Genomic DNA, 1,356 nt, shown 5'->3' with positions numbered 1-1,356 from the left:
TACGACTGTCAGTCTGTTCGTACCGGATCCCGCAAGGATCGGGTAGTCCCGGCCGTGACGGTCTGACTCTTGCTTACGACCGACCCCACGGGTGTCCTGGCGTTGATCTGTCGACCGTCCGGCCGGGCACGCAACAAGCGCTGCCGCCGGACGGACGTGACCTCATAGGAGCCTGGAGCCAACTCGTCAAAGCGTCCCCGTGACAGTCCTGTCCCTCCGGCCGGCGACAGCGTGCACCCCACGCTACCGACCGAAGGGAACGCGGTGGACAACAACGAGCAGCACAGGTCCGGGCACATCGTGATCGGCGTCGACACACACAAGCATGTGCACGTTGCCGCAGTGATGGACACGATCAGCGGGATCCTGGCAACCTTGACGATCCCCACCGACACCGGTGGATTCCAGCAACTCCTGGACTGGGCAGGCTCATACGGCAGAATCCTGGCCTTCGGAATCGAGGGCACCGGCTCCTACGGCGCCACCCTGGCCTCGTTCCTTCGACGGGCCGGGCACAAGGTGGTCGAGGCCGGCCGCCCGGACCGGCGGCTGCGACGGATGAACGGCAAGTCCGACACCCTGGACGCCGAGAACGCCGCCCGAGCCGTCCTGGCCGGGTTCGCGACGGCCACACCCAAGAGCGCCGACGGTGAAGCCGAGATGATCCGGCAGCTCAAGATCGCCCATGACCAGGCCGTCGAACAGCGCTCAGCGGCGATGGTCACCATGAAAGCGATGCTTGTCCACGCTCCGGATCCCTTGCGCAACGAGACCGCGGGCAAAACTCAAATCGCTCTGGCCCGGCACCTGGCGGGCCTGCGTCCTCGACAACTGGAGGGCCCCGAGGACGCACTGCGTCACGCCCTTCGAACACTGGCCAAACGGTGGCAGTACCTCGACGCCGAGGCCAAGGAACTGACGAAAATGATCGCTGAGCTGGTCCACCGCGCCGCCCCGCAACTACTCGAACCATTCGGCATCGGTGTGGACACCGCCGCGGAGATCCTCGTCGTGGTCGGCGACAACCCTGAACGCATCAAGTCCGAAGCCGCCCTCGCCAAGCTTGCGGGCATCGCTCCTGTGCCCACTGGCTCCGGCATGACCAGCGGAAGGCACCGCATCAACCACGGCGGCCACCGCCAGCTCAACGCCGCGATCTACCGGACCGTCATAGTCCGCATGCGATTCCACCAACCGACGATCGACTACGTCACCCGCCGCACCGCCGAGGGCAAGACGAAACGCGAGATCATCCGATGCCTCAAACGCTACGTCATCCGCGAGGTCTACCACCTGATCCGACCCGCACCACGGACCCTCCCCACAGCGAGTTGACAACTATAGGAGCGTCAACGC

Annotated in this window: 1 protein-coding gene; it reads left to right on the top strand. The window is 65.3% G+C overall.

What is annotated here, in order from left to right; genetic code table 11:
• The first annotated feature begins 264 nt into the window (after positions 1 to 264).
• On the top strand, positions 265 to 1,335 hold the full coding sequence (locus E6R18_RS33815; protein WP_240799953.1) for an IS110 family transposase: 1,071 nt from the start codon (positions 265 to 267) through the stop codon (positions 1,333 to 1,335).
• Positions 1,336 to 1,356: the final 21 nt, after the last annotated feature.

It is taken from the genome of Streptomyces sp. A1277 (assembly GCF_004795015.1).
Classification (GTDB): Bacteria; Actinomycetota; Actinomycetes; order Streptomycetales; family Streptomycetaceae; genus Streptomyces.
This window is presented reverse-complemented; position numbering and strand designations above follow the sequence as displayed.